Raw genomic sequence first — 17570 nt, 5'->3', positions numbered from 1 at the left:
TTAGGAAGCCTTGGGTAGCTGACCCAATGCCGCCAGCTTGTCATAGCGGAATGCACCCCACAAGGCTGCACCGATGGCGCCTGCAAAGGGCGATTCGGGGTGCGATGCCGCAGTGAGTTTCAGTTTCTGCTCTGTCAAGGCGTCGTTGAGTGCTGCGACCAGACCCGTATCCAGAGCCAGGCCACCCGTCATCATGGTCGAATCATCACCCGTTGCGCCGATGGCCTTTAACAGTTTCGCCAGACGTCCCGCCATCGACTCATGTATGCCGCGCAGGATGTTGGCTGCGGAAATACCGCGCGACACCATGTTGATAACGTCGGTTTCGGCCAATACGGCGCAGATGCTCGAAACCTTCTCCGGGTCGTCGGCCTGTTGAGAGAGCGTACCGATCTCGTCCTGCGAGATACCCAGATAGCGTGCGATGTTTTCTAGAAACTGTCCGGAGCCCGACGCACATTGACTGGTCATGCGGTAGTTGAGCACCTTACCCCCTTCGTCGATACGAATCGCACGACCGTTCAGCGCTCCGATATCGAGCACCGAACGCGACTTCGGCTCGAGGTAAATGGCACCGCGTGCATGAGTGGTCATGGTGTAGAAGTGTCCGGTACGGAAGGGTACGTTCTCACCTTCTCCAGTCGTCGCGATGTAGTGGATATCCTCCTGCTCCAATCCCGTTTCCGCCAGCATTGCCTTAAAGGCATTTTCCGCCAGTTCCAGCGGATCGCGTTGCCGAATACGATCGTTACGCTTGGCCAACCATTCCTCTTTGCCATCTTCAACCCTGAAAATCACGGTCTTGACGGCGCCTGTTCCGATATCGATTCCCGCGCTAATTGTCATCTCGGTTCTCCGTTCTGATCCCGTATCTGGTCTACTCTTCCACCGCGCGACGCGCAAATTCCGCCGCGCCCAATGCACCGGTGTAGATGGAATCGGGATCGATGTTAATGGTCACTTTGCCATAGTTTTCCTCGACGAGCTGCTCCAGTTCCTTCACCGCGGCTTCGTTCTTGGCAACACCACCGGTAAAGGTGAATTCATCGGTAATACCGCCGGCGCGCGATATGATCGACATGGCGCGCAGTATGATGGCGCGGTGCAATCCAGCCAGTATGTCTTCACGCTTCTCGCCCAACGCCAGACGATCGCGCAGTTCGGCTCCGGCGAACACCGTGCAGGTCGAATTGATACGTACCGACTTGGTGGCTTTCATGGCCAGCGGACCGAGCTCGTGCAATCCCATGTTCATCTCGTCGGCCACGTACCCCAGATAGCGTCCCGTACCCGCGGCGCAACGATCGTTCATCTGGAAGTTAACCACGATGCCTTTGTCATCGATCTGGATACCTTTGGTGTCCTGCCCACCGATATCAAGCACGGTGCGCGTCTTGGGAAACATGAGATGCGCCCCCAAACCGTGGCAGAGAATCTCAGACCGGATATGCTCCTTTGGGAACGGCAGTCTGACACGACCGTAGCCCGTGCCGACTACGTAAGTCTCATCGATCGGCACCTCCAACGCTGCTTTGACCGCAGTCGCTATCTGCGAGCTATCCGCCTTGATGTTGCCCTGTTCGAGGACACGATTCAGCGCACGGTTGAATTTGTTGCTCATATCGCCCGCAGGCGGACGGTTCTCCACCTCGATGATCGATTTGTCATAAAGGTTGATCAAGGTGTCGAAAGACTCACCTGTCTCACTCGCCACCTCTTCGCCAAAGTGCATGTAGCGTGTACCCGCGAGATCACGGAAGAAATCGGATTTCCGTTTGGCTCCGGGCGCGAACAGCCCGACTACGTCTTCACGTAATCGACCGAACAGGGTCGTCAGTGCATCGCGCAATCCCTCTTCATGGCCTTTATGACGTGTGGCATCCACATTGCCTTTACAGGTCGACTCAAGATCACCCAATTGCTCGATGAACTGCTCGAGGCGAAAACCGGATTCCAGCCCCTTGACCAGGTCGACGACATCATCTTCGCTCAGTGATGCGATATCCATCAGCTCGCGCCGTACCAAGGCGAGCCGTGCATCGACGACCGCCTCCTGCTTTGCGACCTGACTGGCCGTGTCATAGTTGGAGCGCGAGTTGGTGATCCCCCGCCCCAGCACGCTCCCCGTTTCGTCCATCACCACAGCTTTGGTGGTGGTTGATCCTAAATCAATGCCGATATAACCCTTCATTACCGGTTCTCCTCAGGCCGCCGCAGATGACGAACGACGCTTCTGGTCAATCATCTGGAAATAACTCTCCAGACGGTTTTTAACGTTTGCATGCGAGAAGTAGCGCGGATCCACCAGGTCGGTTTCGATGAACGCTGCGGGCTTGCCGGTGCGGCGTTCCACTTCGCGCATCATCATCAACTGCCCCGCCGAGAAGCTATTGCAGCTCTTGATCGAGTTGATCAGCAAACCATCCGCCTCATACTCGCCGACATAGTCCACGAGCGTATCGACGCGAGCCGGAAGATTGCGATTGGTGTAACAGGTGAGGCAGTACTCGGCCATCGACTCCAGGGGACGATCAGGATCATGGCGGAAGCCAAGATCGTAACTTCCACCCACTTTTGTGTAGGTGCTTGCAACAACCACTGCGCCCTCGTCATAGAAAAGTTTCCAGAACTCGCGGAAGTGCGTCCAGTTGGGCGGACCTTCGACGATGAGCCGGTATTTCTGCTCGTTCATGTCGCCATCGGGCGTGATAGGTCCACGTTTCTCTTTGATGCGTTGTTCCACCTCTCCGCGCAGCATGGTGTAGTAGTCGACAGCCTGTTGCGTGCCGCGAAACGCGGAGAACACCGGCCCGATGTAATAGACACCGCCAAAGTAGGCATCTATCGGTGATGGTTTGTTTTTTCCCGCCTCCAAACACCAGACCAGATCATCCTCGGCCTTGGCGGAACGCGCCAGATACTCGCGCAGACGATCGATATCAAATTTGACGCCGCTGATTTTTTCGAATGCCGGGATTACTTCGGTCTTCAATTGCTTGACCACATAATCTCGCATATTGTCCGTGATCACCCCATCGCCTTCGTAGGGAACGTGCAACATTACCGTCGGACACTTGTACTCGTGCCGCAACAACTCGAACCACTTCATAAAGGTGAAGCACCCAGTGTAGGAGAGCAGCAACAGATCGGGTGGGGGAATCGGTTTGCCGTTGGGCGCAATATTTCCCCTGCCCATCATGCCGATATCAGCCTTGACGTAGGTGCAGACGTCCTCGGAGTGACCGCTCTTCTCGGCGTCCATGATCATCCCGCCGCTCTGCTTGCGCATCCCGTTTTGAATCGCATTGATCTCAGGCAAGTTGTTGACCATATCGAAACACATGATCAATTCATTGAGATTGCCCGGTACAAACGTCGAGACGGTCTTCTCTTTACCGCTGGTGAGACGCTCATAATTGCTGGCGATCATCTCCTTCTGCTTCAGCATAGAAGGCTCTTTGATGACTTCGCTCTTCGCTTTATCGCTCATAATGATTGCTCCCTTGCGGAGTCTCAGCTCCAGAGTTTGATGGAATCGGCAAAGGTGCCGGCCTGCTCGCGGATCGGCTGCATCTGTCCGGAGTTTTCCGCGTACTTGAAAGAGATGTATGGTACGTTGTTCTCCTTCATCTTGTCGGCCAACATCGGCCGCTCCAGCAGCGCCGGATCGCAGAAGCTGGCTGCAGCAAAGATCACTCCCTCTGCACCCCGTGCTTTCACCTGCTCGAGTAAAAAGACGCCTTTCTCCTCCTCCGTGGGTGAGTATTTGGGAGCAGTATCGATAGAAGAGTGCACGAAGGCCTTGGCCAGTGCCTCCATCGGTTCCCCCTCTTCGATCACATCACCGATAATCATGCGATTGACAATCATGTAATCATCGTCGACCACATAACAGCCCGACATTTCAATCGAACGAATCAGATTTAGCGGCGGTTGTTCACAGAACGAACCACTGACAATAATGCGGCAGTTGTCGCGCATTGGACGATCTTCGTTCCGTACCGCCTCCAGATAATCACGGATCATCTGACTGTGCTCCTCGACAGGCATAACCATGCCCGCACGCATCAGAAGATACGTCTCAGAGGACGGTACTTTCCATGGCTCCTTGGAACGCAAGTCGTAAACTTCGTTTACCAGTCGGCGATTTTCGTTATAGACACGAATCGAATTACGCAGGTCTTCATCTGTAATTTTACGCCCTGAAAGTTTCTCCAGGCCGCGCCGGAGCTCATTGAGCTCTTCGACATAGTAGGGAACACCGACTTCATCGCTGAAGTTCTGCGGCACATCGAAGTAGCGCACGTACTTATCGGCAAACAGCATCTTCCACATACCCGACAGGTTGCGGATTACATCGCAAATACTGGGAAAGAGCATGCCATCGACGAAGTCAATCTTCTTGGTGATTCCCAGTTCTATGGTCGAACGCGGAATACGGCAGATGTAACTCTGATAGTAGGCATCGCCATGAATAACCTCCATCTGGTCACCGCCACCGAAGATACCCAGCGGCAACATGCCGGCGGCGTGGATGATCTCGCGCGGCACATAGTACGGCAGAAATCCGATTACCTTGCGCCCCTTCTCGGCAGCCTTCCATTCGCGAGCCACGTTGAAATCCAGGTCCTCGTACATCGCTTCGCAGCGCTTGATGATCTCTTCACTACCCATTATCGATTCTCCCACTTGGCAGGACGCTTCTCGACGAAGGCATTAAGCCCCTCTACTGCATCATGTGTGGCCATCAGGCCCGAGAGGTAGAGCGATTCGACGCGGGCGATTTTCGCCTTGATTCGTGTCACCGACTCTTCCCGTGCGGCTTGCTGAGCAAACCGTAATGTACTGGCGCTGTGCGGCAGCAAATGCTGTTGGGCATACTCCAGCGCTGCCGCGTTCGGATCATCGGCAACGAAGTTAGCCAAACCAATCTGAGCCGCCTCTTCGCCTGTCAAAGAACGTCCGGAATAAAGCATATCCTCGGCGCGGTGCAATCCGATGCGTTCCGGCAACAGGCAGGAGGCAGCGGGTGCAAACACTGACAGTTTGATTTCTGGTTGACCCAAAGCAGCGGTGGGCGCAACGAACAGTAAACTACCCCCACACGCCACCTCCAGACCGCCGCCCAGGCACTGCCCCTGGATGGCCACCAGAATAGGGGCCGGGAACTCCAGCATCTGGATCACCAGACGGTGCAGACCTTTCAACATCCCGGCGCACTGCTCCGGCAGGTGCTCTTCGACACTTGCGCCAAAACTGAAGTGCGCTCCTTCGGCGTCCAATACCAGGGCCTTGAGATCGTTGTTGCCTCGATGTTCTGTCAACGCCGCACTCAGTGCGGCAATCATCTCGGCATCAATGATGTTGGCCTTCGGCCTGTTCAGGCGCAAACGCAACAGCTGACCATCATTGTCGAGCCAGACTTTGAGTGGTGTATCACTCACCGAACTAATCCTTTGCGCCCGGCATCAGGTTCTCAATGAGTTCCGGCGTCCACGGAGTACCTTTGGCCAGGGCCTGGCGCAGGGCAACAAAATCGATCTCGCGCCCCGTCTCCTTGTTTCCCTCATTGAACGCCCGGAACCCGGTGCGCGCTTCGTTCATCATGTTCAGCGCCAGCCACGCGCGACTGTTTTCCTTGTTGCGATTCCAGGTTTCGAGCTTTGGTTTGCGCAGTTCCTCAAGACTTTTGGTCATGCACTCGGGGAAGGTCTCGATCAGTTTCGCACACAGCGCTTCGACCTTCTCATCGAGCATACCGAGATCCACTTCACCCTGTTTCATCAACTCGCGCCCCTCTTTAAACTCGGCGCCGGTCTTGAACTCTCCGTGCACGATACGCCCGAATTCGTCGAGCATACGATCGGTGATGACAGTCGGATTGGCAACGAACTTGCCGTCGATCTTCAGAGCGGGGACGATATCTGTACAGATGCCAAGCCGGTAGGCTTTGTGCGCCGAAAAAGGTTCGCAAAGGGTGCCGGAAACCATCGCCTGTTCGCAGCCGATCATAACCGGAAGGAAATCGGTAGCTCCGCCGATAGCCGCCGAACCGTGCTTGGGTCCAGCTTGACCAAAGTTGGCAAGATCCTGCGCAACCGTGAAGTCGCACGCCATACCGATCTCCTGGCCACCGCCGATGCGCATCCCATTGACGCGACATACAACCGGTTTGTCGCATGCCAGGATCGCGCTGACCATATCATTGAACAGACGCATGTACTGGCGATACTCCTGCGGATTTCCCGCGTAATACTCGGCGTACTCTTTGGTGTTACCGCCCGTACAGAACGCTTTGTCGCCAACGGCAGTAAACACGACGGCGTTGACTTCACGATCCACCGACGCGCGGCGAAAAGCCATGATCGTCGCCTTCACCATATCGGTGGTGTAACTGTTGTACTGCTTCGGGTTGTTAAAGATGATCCACGCGTTATACAGACCTTGCGCCACACTTCCATCGCGGCGTTTCGCCGGCCGTTTCTCGTACAGGACCATTCCATCAGCCAATTCCTCTACCGGACTGTTGATCAAATTGTGATCCACAAGGTGTTGCGGTGCGGTCTTGGCAGCTATCGCATCGATTTTCTTGGACATTGCGTTTGTTCCCCTCCTAAGATTCTTCAATAACGGCTTACGAATGATTCGGCACGAGAATCGCGCGACGCTTCAGTTTGTGCGCGTGTGCGGCTTCGAAGATCTCGTTGATTTCGTCAAGTGGGTGCTGAGCGACGAAAGGCTTGAGGGCCACTTTGCCGTCCAGTATCAGATCCAACGCTTCCGGATAAAGCTCGGGAAGGCATCCCCAGTTCCCCATGGCGCGTGCATGAAAGGCCATCAGATTGGATAAACGCAGTGTGATTTTATCCATCGTAAAACCGACAACTGCCATAGTACCGCCAAAGGTCATCAACCCATAACCCGTTTCCTGACCGGCCGCGGTGCCTGAGCACTCGAAGATTGCCCATTCAGTTTGACGCAAGCCCTCGGCTTTTACGTAAGATTGAATCGCCTTTTTGAGATCCCTCCCAGTGACATCACGGGCATTGAGCGTCAATCCGGCTCCGTACTGACCCACTTGTTCGAGTTTCGTCGCATCGACATCGATGGCGACCACTTTCGCCCCCATGGCATGTGCCATCTGCACCGCGTACGTGCCTACACCTCCGACGCCGATCACAATCGCAAGATCTCCGGGTTGCACACCTGCTTGCACCACCGCCTGATAGGGCGTGGTCACCGCATCAGCGACGACGGAGAGATCTTCCAGGGTAAGTCCGATTGCCGCCAACCTTGATTCATCCACACCACATAATCCGTAGGAAGGCACGGTGATATGGGTGGCGAATCCGCCTTGAATATCGTTGCCCGGCATTTTTTGAGCACGACAGATGGTACCCAACCCGCGTTGACAAAGATCGCACTCTCCGCAGGGAATGACCGCTGGAATGATAACGGCACGATCTTTCCACATGCCCGCACCTTCTCCGCTCGCCACGACTCGGCCACTGATCTCATGACCCAGGGTCAACGGTAACGGATGCTTGGTATTGACGCCATCGTAGAGAAAACCAAGATCGGTGTGACAGACTCCGCACCCGGCGATTTGCACCAACACTTCACCCGGCCCCGGCTGTTCGGGCTCGAACGTTTCCCTGATCATTGGTTGACCGACCTCGGTCATCAACCATCGATAGGTTGAACTCATGGTATTTCCTCCTCCCCGTTGTTATGATCGACTATAATTTCCGTTTACGTAAACGTCAATTATTTTTTCACTTGCCTGCACATGCGAAGATGAGTGTGACAACTATCCAATTATGGACGCTATTTAGTAGGTGAGTTGAACACTTAGGATTATGGATAATTTTCCCTTATGAGTGACCAAATATTTGTTGACGCAGTCAGTGGCATCTGTTTATGGTTGGCAAATTCTCTGCTGCGGTGCGGAACAGGGGTTCCGGAAAGCCTCGCCTGGTATAAATTGCAAATGGATACAATGGGTTGGGTGCCATTATTACGACTCCACCTATAAGGTTGTCCGCAGCCCGGAGAGGTGAACTGGTGCATGGCTGGTTCAGTGGCACCTTGTCTTTTGGCATTTGGCGAAGTTACTTGGGAAGCAAATAATGACCGCGCGATCCGTTTCTGTTGTCTTAACCGGCAGTGGTGGTTCCGGCGTGATGACTGCCGGCGAAATGTTACTTGGCGCTGCAGCGCGTGCCGGATTGTACGGGTACATGACCCGCTCATCCGGTCCGCAGATCCGCGGCGGCGAGGCGGCGGCGATGATTCGCCTCTCCACCACCCCGATCTCCTCCCACACCGACCGATACGACCTCCTGCTCGCCATCGATTGGCAGAATGTGGGCCGATTCGCGGCTGAAATGCCACTGGATGCCGACAGCCTGGTGATCGGTGATCCGGCCATGGGCGAGGCTCCCAAAGAGGTGATCGCCATGGGCGCGCGCGACGCCGAACTCCCCATGCAACAACTCTGCAAAGAGAATAAAGGCTGGCGCCCCAATATGCTGGCACTGGGTGCCGTTGCAGCACTGATCGGCCTCTCCGAAGAGCACGTTATCGGATTGATCCAAAAGAAACTCAAACGCAAGGGAGAAGAAGCGATTACGCTGAGCGTTGATGCGGTGAAGGCCGGTATCAAGGCCGCCAATGAGATGCCTGCAGTCCCGAAACTTGGGGAGGGCGGTGCGGATGTGAGCAATCGCTGGTCCATCACTGGCAACGAGGCAGCCGGCCTTGGTGCGGTACGCGGTGGTGTGCGCTTTGTCGCTGCCTACCCGATCACTCCCGGTACTGAGATACTGGAGTGGCTGGCCCCGTCGTTGAAGAAACTGGGCGGTGTCCTGGTGCAGGCGGAAGACGAGCTGGCATCCGTAACACAAATCATTGGTGCTTCTTTTGGTGGTATACCATCGTTGACAGCGACGTCAGGTCCCGGGCTTGCGCTCATGATGGAGTCCATTGGACTGGCCGTTGCCTCCGAAACGCCCATTGTTGTCATCGATGTCCAGCGCGGCGGACCCTCCACCGGGATTCCCACAAAATCAGAGCAGTCCGACCTGAACATCGCACTCTACGGTCTCCATGGCGACGCGCCACACCTCGTGGTGGCGCCGCTTTCCATCGGCGACTGCCTGTTCACCACCCAATGGGCAGTCCACCTGGCGGAAGCGATGCAAACCGCTTGCATCGTGCTGTCCGATCAATCCATAGGCCAGTCCAGGGCAATCATCGATCGTCCCGCCGATATCGCATTCATCGCCAAACGCGAGATCCCGGAAAAACTGGACGAGACTTACCGCCGCTACGCGATCACTGCCTCAGGAATTTCACCCATGTCGATCCCGGGCACGCCAGGGGGTCAGTACTGCGCTGATGGTCTTGAACACAGCCCGAAAGGTACCCCTTCCAGTCTCGCCGACGATCACTATGCGCAGATGGACAAACGCCTGCGCAAGATCACCGGTTTCAACTACGGCGATCACTGGGCCGAGATAGAAGGTCAGGGCAAGACCGCAGTACTCACCTGGGGATCGTGCTCAAGCCCGGTCCAGGAGGCCATCGGTCGACTGCGTGAGACGGGCAAGGACGTCAGGCTGATCGCAATGCGCCTGCTCTCTCCTGCCCAACCTGAGAAGTTGGCCGCGGCACTGGAGGGCGTCGAGCGTGTACTAGTGATCGAACAGAGTCACGGCGGGCAGTTCTATCGCTACCTGCGGGCCCACTACGATCTGCCCGGCGAGGTCAAATCATTTCGCCGCCCCGGACCGCTACCGATGCGCCCAAAAGAAATTCACGATCAACTTGTGGACTGGAGCTGACAATGGACACCAATTCCGCATCTGCCAGCATGACTGCAAAGGACTTCATGTCCGGCGTGAAGCCGGTCTGGTGTCCCGGCTGTGGCGATTTCGCCGTACTTTCCGCGGTTGCCAAAACGCTGGCTGAACTCAAACTGGAACCGCACAACGTTGCGGTGATCTCGGGCATCGGTTGCTCATCGCGCATCCCCGCCTACGTCAACAGCTATGGCTTTCACGGCCTGCACGGTCGTGCGTTACCACTGGCCATCGGGTTGAAGGTGGCCCGTCCCGACCTCACCGTCATCGCCGCCGGCGGCGACGGCGACGGGTTCTCGATCGGTGGCAACCATTTCCTGCATGCCTGCCGCCGTAATGTGAACATGACCTACATTGTGATGGATAATCAGGTCTATGGAATGACCAAAGGCCAGGCCTCGCCGACCACTGAACCCGACTGGCAGCGCGGCAAACTGACTCCTGGCGGACCGGGTATCAACCCCTTCCGTCCGCTGGTGGTGGCATTGGCGTCAGGCGCCAATTTCATCGCCCGAAGCTTCACGGGAGATCCCAACTACACCGCGCAAATTCTCGTGGAAGCCGTAAAACATCCCGGATTCTCCTTTGTCCAGTTGTTAAGTCCCTGCGTCACATTCCGCGAGGAGCAGCGCAACTGGAAAAAGGTAGTTCGTAAAGTTGAACTTGAACCCACCGGCGATCCCGCGCAAGCAGCGCGCCGCCTGATGACCGACACCGGTTTTAATCTAGGCGTTCTCTACAAGGGTGACCGCCGCGTTTACGCGCCCGAACAAAAGATGACTGTCGAAGGTGTGGCCGATCTTGAGAAGGAGTTCTACGTATGACAGAGCTCCATTCAGGTGAATCTCCAAAGATTCATAGCATCGAGGAACTGCTCGCTCACGCCCACGCGCTGGAAGCTGAGGCCGCGGATCGCTACAGCCTGCTTGCCGACCAGATGGAGGCCCACAACAATATCGAAGTGGCCAAACTGTTTCGCAAGATGGCTGCCATCGAGGCAAAGCATATCGACAAAGTTACGAAGCTCAGCGAAGGCTACGAGCTGCCCCACATATCACCATGGGACTATCAATGGGAAGGTGAGGCGCCGGAAGCGATCGACTCGTCGGCAGTGCACTATCTGATGACCCCGCATCATGCGCTCAAACTCGCGTTGCGGCACGAACGGCTGGCAGCCGACTTCTTCGCCGAATTGGTTGAGACGGTCGACAACGATGACGTTCGTGAAATGGCGAAACAGCTGGCACAGGAAGAGTACGAGCATGTGACACTACTTGAAGCGTGGCTGAAAAAGGTACCGGAACCCGACGAGGATTGGGCCGAGGATCCCGACCCACCCAGCCATCAGGAATAGTACGCGGCGGCTAAAAAAATAAAGCGGGCTTTGGCCCGCTTTATTGTCCCTGCGTTTTGCATCAGCAACCCCGCGCCGGGACCTTTATCCTGGCAGCTGTTCACTAATGAGTTCGTATCCCGCGGCACGTAATTTGGCGTCCAGCGCAGCCGCATCGTCAGCGCGAAAACGAACGATCGCAACGCGCATCCCGCTATCGTCAGGGTGCACCGGCGAAACCACCGTAGTGATGTGCCCGCCCCCGGCGTTGATCGCCGCCAGAAACTTCGCCATCTCGCCCGCTTTATCCTGCAGATGAACGGCAATGCGCGCAGTCTGCTTCTCCATACAACCGGTGATTTCCAGGAAAAAATCCAACAGATCGACACTGGTGATAATCCCCACCAACTTCCCCTGCTCCACCACAGGTAGGCAACCGATTTTGTCACGTCTCATCAGGCAACCCGCATCCTCGACCAATGTCTCAGGCGGGCACGTAATAACATCAACATGCATGATCTTTTCAGCGGTGACCTTGGCCAACAGATAGTTCGCCTCCCCCTTGTCCAAGGTCGTGATCCAAGAGGGTTCGGCACGCTGTACGTCGCGGTGTGAAATGATACCAACCAAGTGATTTCCGTTATCCACAACCGGAAGGTGGCGCAATTTGCGCTTCTGCATCAAATCAGCGATACGGGTCAATTTGGTATCGGGATTCACCGTAATTACATCCCGGGTCATGATTTTCTCGACATACATACGCGATCGACTCCTCAGTGTCCTAAATACGCTTTGCGCACCGCCTCATCCTCGAGCAATTCCGCCGCAGATGCTGTCAACACCACACGCCCCGTCTCCAACACATATCCGCGATTGGCAATCTTCAACGCGGCACGCGCGTTCTGCTCTACCAGCAGTACCGTTACTCCGCTTTCGTTCAATTCGTGTACGACTCGAAAGATCTCCTCAACCAACAATGGCGCCAAACCCATCGACGGTTCGTCGAGCAGCATCAGTTTCGGTTTGCCCAGCAGCGCGCGCCCGATTGCCAGCATCTGCTGTTGTCCGCCAGACAGGGTACCTGCGGATTGATTGCGCTTTTCCTTGAGTATCGGAAACAGCTCGTAGATCTTCTCAATCTCACCGTCTACCCACTGTCCCCTTGCCCGGTGCACATAACCACCGAGACGCAGATTGTCCTCGACGCTGAGCGGGCCAAACACCTGCCTACCCTCAGGTACCTGGCAGATGCCTTTGGCAACAATCTTGTCGGGCTTCATGCGCATGACATCCTCGCCAGCAAACCGGATCGATCCGCCACTTGCAGCTTGCACGCCAGAGAGCGTGCGCAACAGCGTCGTTTTACCGGCACCATTAGCACCAACGATGGCCACCAGTTCACCGGTATTCACGTGCAAAGATATCTTGTCGATTGCCCGGATCGGGCCATAATGGCTACTGAGATCGTTTACCTGCAACAGGGTTTCAGCCTGCAAACTCCACCTCCCCGCCCAAATAGGCAGCCACCACCTGCGGATCATTCTGCACTTCGTTCGGCGTACCTTCGGCGAGTCTGCTTCCATAATCCAGCACCAGAACGGTGTCGGAGATGCCCATCACCAAACCCATATTGTGCTCGACCAGCAGTACCGTAACGCCGCTATCGCGAATGCGCCCGATCAGATCGCGCATCTCTTTCGTTTCAGTGTCATTCAACCCGGCGGCAGGCTCGTCCATCAACAGCATCTTGGGCTTGGTCGCCATCGCGCGCGCAATCTCCATGCGCTTAAGTTCACCGTAGGGCAAAGCGGACGATTCGCGATTTGCCTGATGGTCCAGACCGCAGAACTCCAATGCCTCCATCGACCAATGTCTGATACGTTTCTCTTCCGCTATCACGCCAGGCCAACGCACCGCGGCCCGATACAACCCCCTGCTCGAACGCAGATGGCAACCTACCATCACGTTCTCCAGTACCGACATATTGAAAAAAACCTGCAGATTCTGGAACGTGCGCGACATACCCAATGCGGCTACCTGATGGGTCAGCTTACCCACCAATGTCTGGCCCTGAAACTGCACTTCACCGTCGGAAGGTGTGTAGATGCCGCACAGCATATTGAAAAGTGTTGTTTTGCCCGCACCGTTGGGCCCGATCACGGCGTAGACCACCCCTTCAGGCACCTCGAAACTGAGGTCACTTATTGCCAGAACTCCGCCAAAGGCTTTCTCCAGATTCTCGACCTTAAGCAACGCCATATCAGGCCTCCTGTCCCGCCCGGGCACTGCGCTTGATCACCGCGTTACGTAGCCATTGCGCAATACCGACGAAGAGACCTTGCGGCAGGAAGATCATAATAGACATCAGAATGGCCCCAAAGATCAGCACTTCGTAGTCTTCGAACACCACCAACAGTTCTGGCAACAGAGTTATCACGATAGCGCCGAACACGGCGCCAAAAGTTGAGCCCAAGCCTCCCAGCACCACCATAGTGACGAGTTCGATAGAGAAGAAAAAGTTGAACGAAACCGGACTGACAAATGCTTGCTGGTGCGCAAACAAACTACCCGCAAAACAGGTCAGTAACGCGGAAAGTACAAACACCTGATTCTTTGTCTTGACGGTATCCACACCCATCGTCTGCGCGGCGATCTCCGATCCATGCACAGCCTTTAGTGCGCGCCCCGCTCGCGACTCAACAATATTGAGCGACACCAGCACACTGAATAGCATGACAACTGCGATTACCACGTACCATTTCAAATCGCTATCGATTTCCCAACCGAACAACGACAGGGGAGGCACACCCGACATCCCATCGGGCCCGCCGGTAAACTGGACCTCTTGCACCATGATGATATTGATGATGATGCCAAAGCCCAGTGTCGCCATGGCAAGATAGTGCCCTTTGAGCTTCAGGATGGGGCGTGCAATCACATTGGCAACGACCGCGACCAGAAACAATGCGACCACGATAGCGAGCCAGGGATTCACACCATAATGCGTTGTCAGAATCGCCGACGTGTAGGCGCCCATACCAAAAAAAGCGGCATGGCCGAGCGATATTTGTCCCGCAAAACCCATGAATAGATTGAGACTGACGGCGAGAATAATATGCAGACCGATCGTTACGCCTACCACCGTCACAAAGTAGTTATTCGGCATCAGCACCGGCAGGCTGATCACCAGTGCCGCAAATACGAAAAACCCGGTGAGCCGTTTCATACCCGCTCTGCCGATTTACGCCCGAACAATCCGCTCGGTTTAAAGAACAACACCAGCAGGATGATCATGAAGGCCATCGCGTCTTTGTAACCTGACGAAATATATCCAGCACCTAGGGATTCCAATACCCCCAACAACACACCACCGGCGACCGCCCCCATGGAACTTCCCATGCCCCCGAGAATTGCCGCCGAGAACCCCTTGAGTCCGAGCATGATACCCGCGTCGTAGGACGTGAACGCGATCGGGGCGATCAACAGACCCGCAACCGCGCCCAGTAGCGCGGCAATGCCATACGAAGTGAGCAACATGAGCGGTACGTTTATGCCCACCAGATGCGCCGCTGTGCGATTGCATGCGCAGCCGAGAATGGCCTTGCCCATAAGTGTCTTGTCAAAGAAGTGCCGCACCAAATAGACCACCAACGCGGTTACGACCATGACCCATATGTTCTGCGGCAACATGGTCGCCGCACCGATCCTGATCGGAGTCTCAGACGAAAAGTGCGGCAGCGCATAGATATCCTTGCCCCATACCAGCAGCGCGGCACCGCGAAGAAATATCGCAGCGCCGATCGTAATGATGATCGTGGTGACAACCGATGCCCCCCGCGCGTGCTCGATGGCGAGTTTGTAGAGCGCCAGACCCACGACAACTGTTGTCAGAACTGAAAATACCAAGACCACCGGCAACGGGAGACCCACGCCGAGATACCACACGGCTGACATCGCCCCCACCATTACAAATTCTCCCTGAGCGAAGTTAACGACATCGGATGCGTTATAGATGATGGCAAAACCAAGCCCCACCAGCGCGTAAGTGGACCCGACGGTGATTCCTGTGATGAGAAACTGAAGTAGCTGATCAAACATACCGGATTCGCTCGAGCGTACCCTCCCCTACCATCCCTGGGCTCAATACCCAGGGACGGCAAAGGATGGTATTCATATTAAGGGAACTGCGAGTTTCGAAGACTACTCGGCGAGCGTCCAGTCGCCGTTCTTGATCTCAAGCATCTTGAAGGCATCAAGGGTCAGACCCAGGTGATCATTAGCGTTCATGGTGAACACTCCACCGGTTCCGATGAATCCACGTGTCTTCTCGATTTCGGCACGGACTTTCTCTTTGTCGGTGCTACCGGCACGTTCGATGGCTTGAACCGCGATCATCAGTCCATCGTATGCATGACCGCCGAAAGTCGACACCGCACCGTGGGCAGCTTCGTATTTTCTTTGATAGGACACCAAAACCGGTTTTTGTGGATCGTTGTCCGGCAGTTTATCCGCAACCAAGAGCGCGGCAGCGGGTAAACGCACGCCATTAGCAGCGTCACCTGCGAGCTCGATATATTTCTTCGAGGCGACACCGTGCGATTGGTAGAGCGGCAGATCGATACCCAACTGACGCACGTTCTTGGTGACGATGGCCGGACCGGTACCGAAACCGCAGTTCATGATCGCCTGCGCATCGGTCGCACGCAGCTTGGTCAACTGGGTGGTCATGTCGGTGTCTTTCGCGCCATAAGACTCATCACCCACAATCTGCATACCGTAGGGGGCCGCCAGGCCCTGTGCTTGACCGCGGCACGACTTGTCGAAGCCGCCATCGCCACTGATCAACGCAACCTTGCTGATACCACGCTTCTTCATGTCACCGTAAACCTTACCGAGAGCCATGCGATCGGTATGAGGGGTTTTGAATACCCATTTCTTGACGGGTTCAACGATGGCGAGCGCGCCCGCGAGAGAAATAAACGGTACCCCGGCCTGCTCGACCTCGGGGACGACGGCCATGGTTTCACCAGAAGCGGATCCGCCGACGATCAAATCGACTCCGTCGCGTTGGATCAGACGTTTGACGAAACCTACAGCCTTCTGCGGGTTGGCGCCGGAATCATAATGAATCAACTCCAGCTGTCTGCCGATCACGCCGCCTTTGGCGTTTATCTCATCGACATACATCTGCAGCGTCTTCAGCTCAGGATCGCCTAGAAACGATGCTGGCCCGGTTACCGCCAGAAACGAGCCAATTTTTATTGGGTCGGCGGCCATGGCTGAGGTGGCCATCGAGGCCCCCAACAACACCGCTGATGAATACTTCAGGAAATTGCGACGACTGGACATGAAAACCCCTCCTCACTCTGGAATTGAACTTCGTTATTGCTAAAGCGCCAAGTACCGGCTCGAACCATTTTGTTTAGTAGCTAGTGACCGGTTGACGTCGTGATCGCTCAGCATGCAGCAAAGCTAACAAGATTGCACCCGCAGAACAAACCCAACCCTTTCGAGTTTGCTTCGCGGCACCATCTTGCATTTTCGACGTTTACGTCAACGTCACTTGGTACCATACCTCACACCCTGGTGACAACCGATTTTTGTAATGCGCACGTCCGTGATGAAAGATTCCATAGGCGGCTTTTGCACACCAGTATCCAGAGGAAAAAAGTCTGTTATTTGGCCTGTCAAGGCCATCTTAAGAGGCTCCCATTCCTTAAACGTATTATGATGATGGCGCTATACCAAATGTGCGCGGCTATTGCTCGCGCTGATCGGCTGGAATCGCGCCTTGCTTTTATTTTTACACTGGACGTATCATGGCTAAATTACCCTTACGTAAACGTCAATTACGCATAATACCGAAGGATTTAGCGGTGAAAGTGGAGTGTGGTGTGCACACCCACTCCTGATGAAGCGCGCTGTCCAACAACCACGAGCAATCAATAACCAGATCTGGAGGAAACACTCATGAAGAGCACCTTGATCGCTGGTGTAACCAAAACCGTCTCCATTCGGGTCGACCGCGACCGCACCATCGATTTCATGGGCGAAGAATGCCGTGTTTACGCCACGCCGAACCTGGTGCGCGACATTGAGATGACCTGCCGTGAATTGCTTCTTGAGCATCTGGACGTGGGTGAAGATTCCGTAGGCGCAAGAATCGAGCTGGATCACACCGCCCCTACGCTGCTGGGAATGAGTGTCGAGCTGACCGTGACCATATCCAGCGCCGAAGGGCGCGCGATAAGTTTCGAAATTAGCGGCAAAGATTCCGTGGATGCCATTTGCCGTGGCAAACACAATCGCTTCGTCGTCGAAGTTGCTAAAACAGCGGAGCGCCTGAAGGCCAAGGCCGCCAAGGCGGGCTGATT

At 55.4% G+C, this 17570-nt stretch carries 17 protein-coding genes; 4 read left to right on the top strand and 13 right to left on the bottom strand.

What is annotated here, in order from left to right:
* From bcrD to had, 7 genes are read right to left on the bottom strand one after another with little or no spacing between them, the layout of a single operon-like run.
* On the bottom strand, positions 1-846 hold the full coding sequence (gene bcrD, locus DWQ09_00375) for a benzoyl-CoA reductase subunit D (GenBank protein KAA3630524.1): 846 nt from the start codon (positions 844-846) through the stop codon (positions 1-3).
* Positions 847-877: 31 nt separating this feature from the next.
* On the bottom strand, positions 878-2191 hold the full coding sequence (gene bcrA / locus DWQ09_00370; GenBank protein ID KAA3630523.1) for a benzoyl-CoA reductase subunit A: 1314 nt from the start codon (positions 2189-2191) through the stop codon (positions 878-880).
* Positions 2192-2203: 12 nt separating this feature from the next.
* Entirely contained in the window at positions 2204-3490 is a 1287-nt protein-coding gene (gene bcrB, locus DWQ09_00365; protein KAA3630522.1) for a benzoyl-CoA reductase subunit B, read from the bottom strand.
* Between the two features lie 23 nt (positions 3491-3513).
* Positions 3514-4674 carry a benzoyl-CoA reductase subunit C gene (gene bcrC / locus DWQ09_00360; protein ID KAA3630521.1) on the bottom strand — a complete coding sequence of 387 codons (1161 nt, stop codon included), beginning with the start codon at positions 4672-4674 and terminating at the stop codon, positions 3514-3516.
* Positions 4674-5444, bottom strand: a complete 771-nt coding sequence (locus DWQ09_00355; protein KAA3630520.1) for a cyclohexa-1,5-dienecarbonyl-CoA hydratase — start codon at positions 5442-5444, stop codon at positions 4674-4676. The genes bcrC and DWQ09_00355 overlap by 1 nt, the downstream gene beginning before the upstream one ends.
* A gap of 4 nt (positions 5445-5448) precedes the next feature.
* Positions 5449-6597, bottom strand: a complete 1149-nt coding sequence (gene oah, locus DWQ09_00350; GenBank protein KAA3630519.1) for a 6-oxocyclohex-1-ene-1-carbonyl-CoA hydratase — start codon at positions 6595-6597, stop codon at positions 5449-5451.
* A 37-nt stretch (positions 6598-6634) separates the two neighbouring features.
* The gene (had, locus tag DWQ09_00345) at positions 6635-7708 is read right to left on the bottom strand and encodes a 6-hydroxycyclohex-1-ene-1-carbonyl-CoA dehydrogenase (protein ID KAA3630518.1); all 1074 of its coding nucleotides are present in this window, start codon (positions 7706-7708) and stop codon (positions 6635-6637) included.
* Positions 7709-8129: 421 nt separating this feature from the next.
* On the opposite strand from had, the gene DWQ09_00340 reads away from it, so the two are divergent.
* The 3 genes from DWQ09_00340 to DWQ09_00330 are packed head-to-tail and all read left to right on the top strand — an operon-like array spanning position 8130 to position 11217.
* On the top strand, positions 8130-9845 hold the full coding sequence (locus DWQ09_00340; protein ID KAA3630517.1) for a 2-oxoacid:acceptor oxidoreductase subunit alpha: 1716 nt from the start codon (positions 8130-8132) through the stop codon (positions 9843-9845).
* 2 nt (positions 9846-9847) lie between these two features.
* Positions 9848-10687, top strand: coding sequence for a 2-oxoacid:ferredoxin oxidoreductase subunit beta (locus tag DWQ09_00335; protein ID KAA3630516.1), 840 nt, complete (start codon positions 9848-9850; stop codon positions 10685-10687).
* Complete coding sequence (locus tag DWQ09_00330; GenBank protein ID KAA3630515.1) at positions 10684-11217, top strand: rubrerythrin; 534 nt, start codon at positions 10684-10686, stop codon at positions 11215-11217. The genes DWQ09_00335 and DWQ09_00330 overlap by 4 nt, the downstream gene beginning before the upstream one ends.
* 84 nt (positions 11218-11301) lie before the next feature.
* Here DWQ09_00330 and DWQ09_00325 read toward each other — a convergent pair whose 3' ends face one another.
* From DWQ09_00325 to DWQ09_00300, 6 genes are all read right to left on the bottom strand, one after another.
* Positions 11302-11955: a CBS domain-containing protein gene (locus tag DWQ09_00325; GenBank protein KAA3630514.1), complete on the bottom strand. Its 654-nt coding sequence runs from the start codon at positions 11953-11955 to the stop codon at positions 11302-11304.
* Positions 11956-11969: 14 nt separating this feature from the next.
* Complete coding sequence (locus DWQ09_00320) at positions 11970-12737, bottom strand: ABC transporter ATP-binding protein (GenBank protein ID KAA3630513.1); 768 nt, start codon at positions 12735-12737, stop codon at positions 11970-11972.
* Complete coding sequence (locus tag DWQ09_00315) at positions 12682-13455, bottom strand: ABC transporter ATP-binding protein (GenBank protein KAA3630512.1); 774 nt, start codon at positions 13453-13455, stop codon at positions 12682-12684. The genes DWQ09_00320 and DWQ09_00315 overlap by 56 nt, the downstream gene beginning before the upstream one ends.
* A 1-nt stretch (position 13456) precedes the next feature.
* Complete coding sequence (locus tag DWQ09_00310) at positions 13457-14422, bottom strand: branched-chain amino acid ABC transporter permease (GenBank protein KAA3630511.1); 966 nt, start codon at positions 14420-14422, stop codon at positions 13457-13459.
* Positions 14419-15294 (bottom strand): branched-chain amino acid ABC transporter permease, encoded by an 876-nt coding sequence (locus tag DWQ09_00305; protein ID KAA3630510.1) that lies wholly within the window; start codon positions 15292-15294, stop codon positions 14419-14421. Before DWQ09_00305 ends, DWQ09_00310 begins: the two co-directional genes overlap by 4 nt.
* Positions 15295-15396: 102 nt before the next feature.
* A complete protein-coding gene (locus DWQ09_00300) occupies positions 15397-16545 on the bottom strand; it encodes an ABC transporter substrate-binding protein (protein KAA3630509.1) in 1149 nt (382 codons plus the stop codon).
* A gap of 621 nt (positions 16546-17166) precedes the next feature.
* On the opposite strand from DWQ09_00300, the gene DWQ09_00295 reads away from it, so the two are divergent.
* Positions 17167-17568, top strand: a complete 402-nt coding sequence (locus tag DWQ09_00295; protein ID KAA3630508.1) for a LysR family transcriptional regulator — start codon at positions 17167-17169, stop codon at positions 17566-17568.
* Positions 17569-17570 lie beyond the last annotated feature (2 nt).

The organism is Pseudomonadota bacterium (assembly GCA_008501635.1).
Classification (GTDB): Bacteria; Pseudomonadota; Gammaproteobacteria; order QQUJ01; family QQUJ01; genus QQUJ01.
The sequence above is the reverse complement of the archived record's forward strand: the minus strand, read 5'-3'. Positions and strand labels throughout refer to the sequence as shown.

Coding starts and splice junctions, on each gene's coding strand:
- bcrA (KAA3630523.1), bottom strand. CDS start 2,191: ATGAAGGGTTATATCGGCATTGATTTAGGATCAACCACCACCAAAGCT.
- DWQ09_00325 (KAA3630514.1), bottom strand. CDS start 11,955: ATGTATGTCGAGAAAATCATGACCCGGGATGTAATTACGGTGAATCCC.
- DWQ09_00335 (KAA3630516.1), top strand. CDS start 9,848: ATGGACACCAATTCCGCATCTGCCAGCATGACTGCAAAGGACTTCATG.
- bcrD (KAA3630524.1), bottom strand. CDS start 846: ATGACAATTAGCGCGGGAATCGATATCGGAACAGGCGCCGTCAAGACC.
- DWQ09_00305 (KAA3630510.1), bottom strand. CDS start 15,294: ATGTTTGATCAGCTACTTCAGTTTCTCATCACAGGAATCACCGTCGGG.
- DWQ09_00315 (KAA3630512.1), bottom strand. CDS start 13,455: ATGGCGTTGCTTAAGGTCGAGAATCTGGAGAAAGCCTTTGGCGGAGTT.
- DWQ09_00310 (KAA3630511.1), bottom strand. CDS start 14,422: ATGAAACGGCTCACCGGGTTTTTCGTATTTGCGGCACTGGTGATCAGC.
- had (KAA3630518.1), bottom strand. CDS start 7,708: ATGAGTTCAACCTATCGATGGTTGATGACCGAGGTCGGTCAACCAATG.
- DWQ09_00300 (KAA3630509.1), bottom strand. CDS start 16,545: ATGTCCAGTCGTCGCAATTTCCTGAAGTATTCATCAGCGGTGTTGTTG.
- bcrB (KAA3630522.1), bottom strand. CDS start 3,490: ATGAGCGATAAAGCGAAGAGCGAAGTCATCAAAGAGCCTTCTATGCTG.
- bcrC (KAA3630521.1), bottom strand. CDS start 4,674: ATGGGTAGTGAAGAGATCATCAAGCGCTGCGAAGCGATGTACGAGGAC.
- DWQ09_00330 (KAA3630515.1), top strand. CDS start 10,684: ATGACAGAGCTCCATTCAGGTGAATCTCCAAAGATTCATAGCATCGAG.
- DWQ09_00295 (KAA3630508.1), top strand. CDS start 17,167: ATGAAGAGCACCTTGATCGCTGGTGTAACCAAAACCGTCTCCATTCGG.
- DWQ09_00340 (KAA3630517.1), top strand. CDS start 8,130: ATGACCGCGCGATCCGTTTCTGTTGTCTTAACCGGCAGTGGTGGTTCC.
- DWQ09_00320 (KAA3630513.1), bottom strand. CDS start 12,737: ATGATCCGCAGGTGGTGGCTGCCTATTTGGGCGGGGAGGTGGAGTTTG.
- oah (KAA3630519.1), bottom strand. CDS start 6,597: ATGTCCAAGAAAATCGATGCGATAGCTGCCAAGACCGCACCGCAACAC.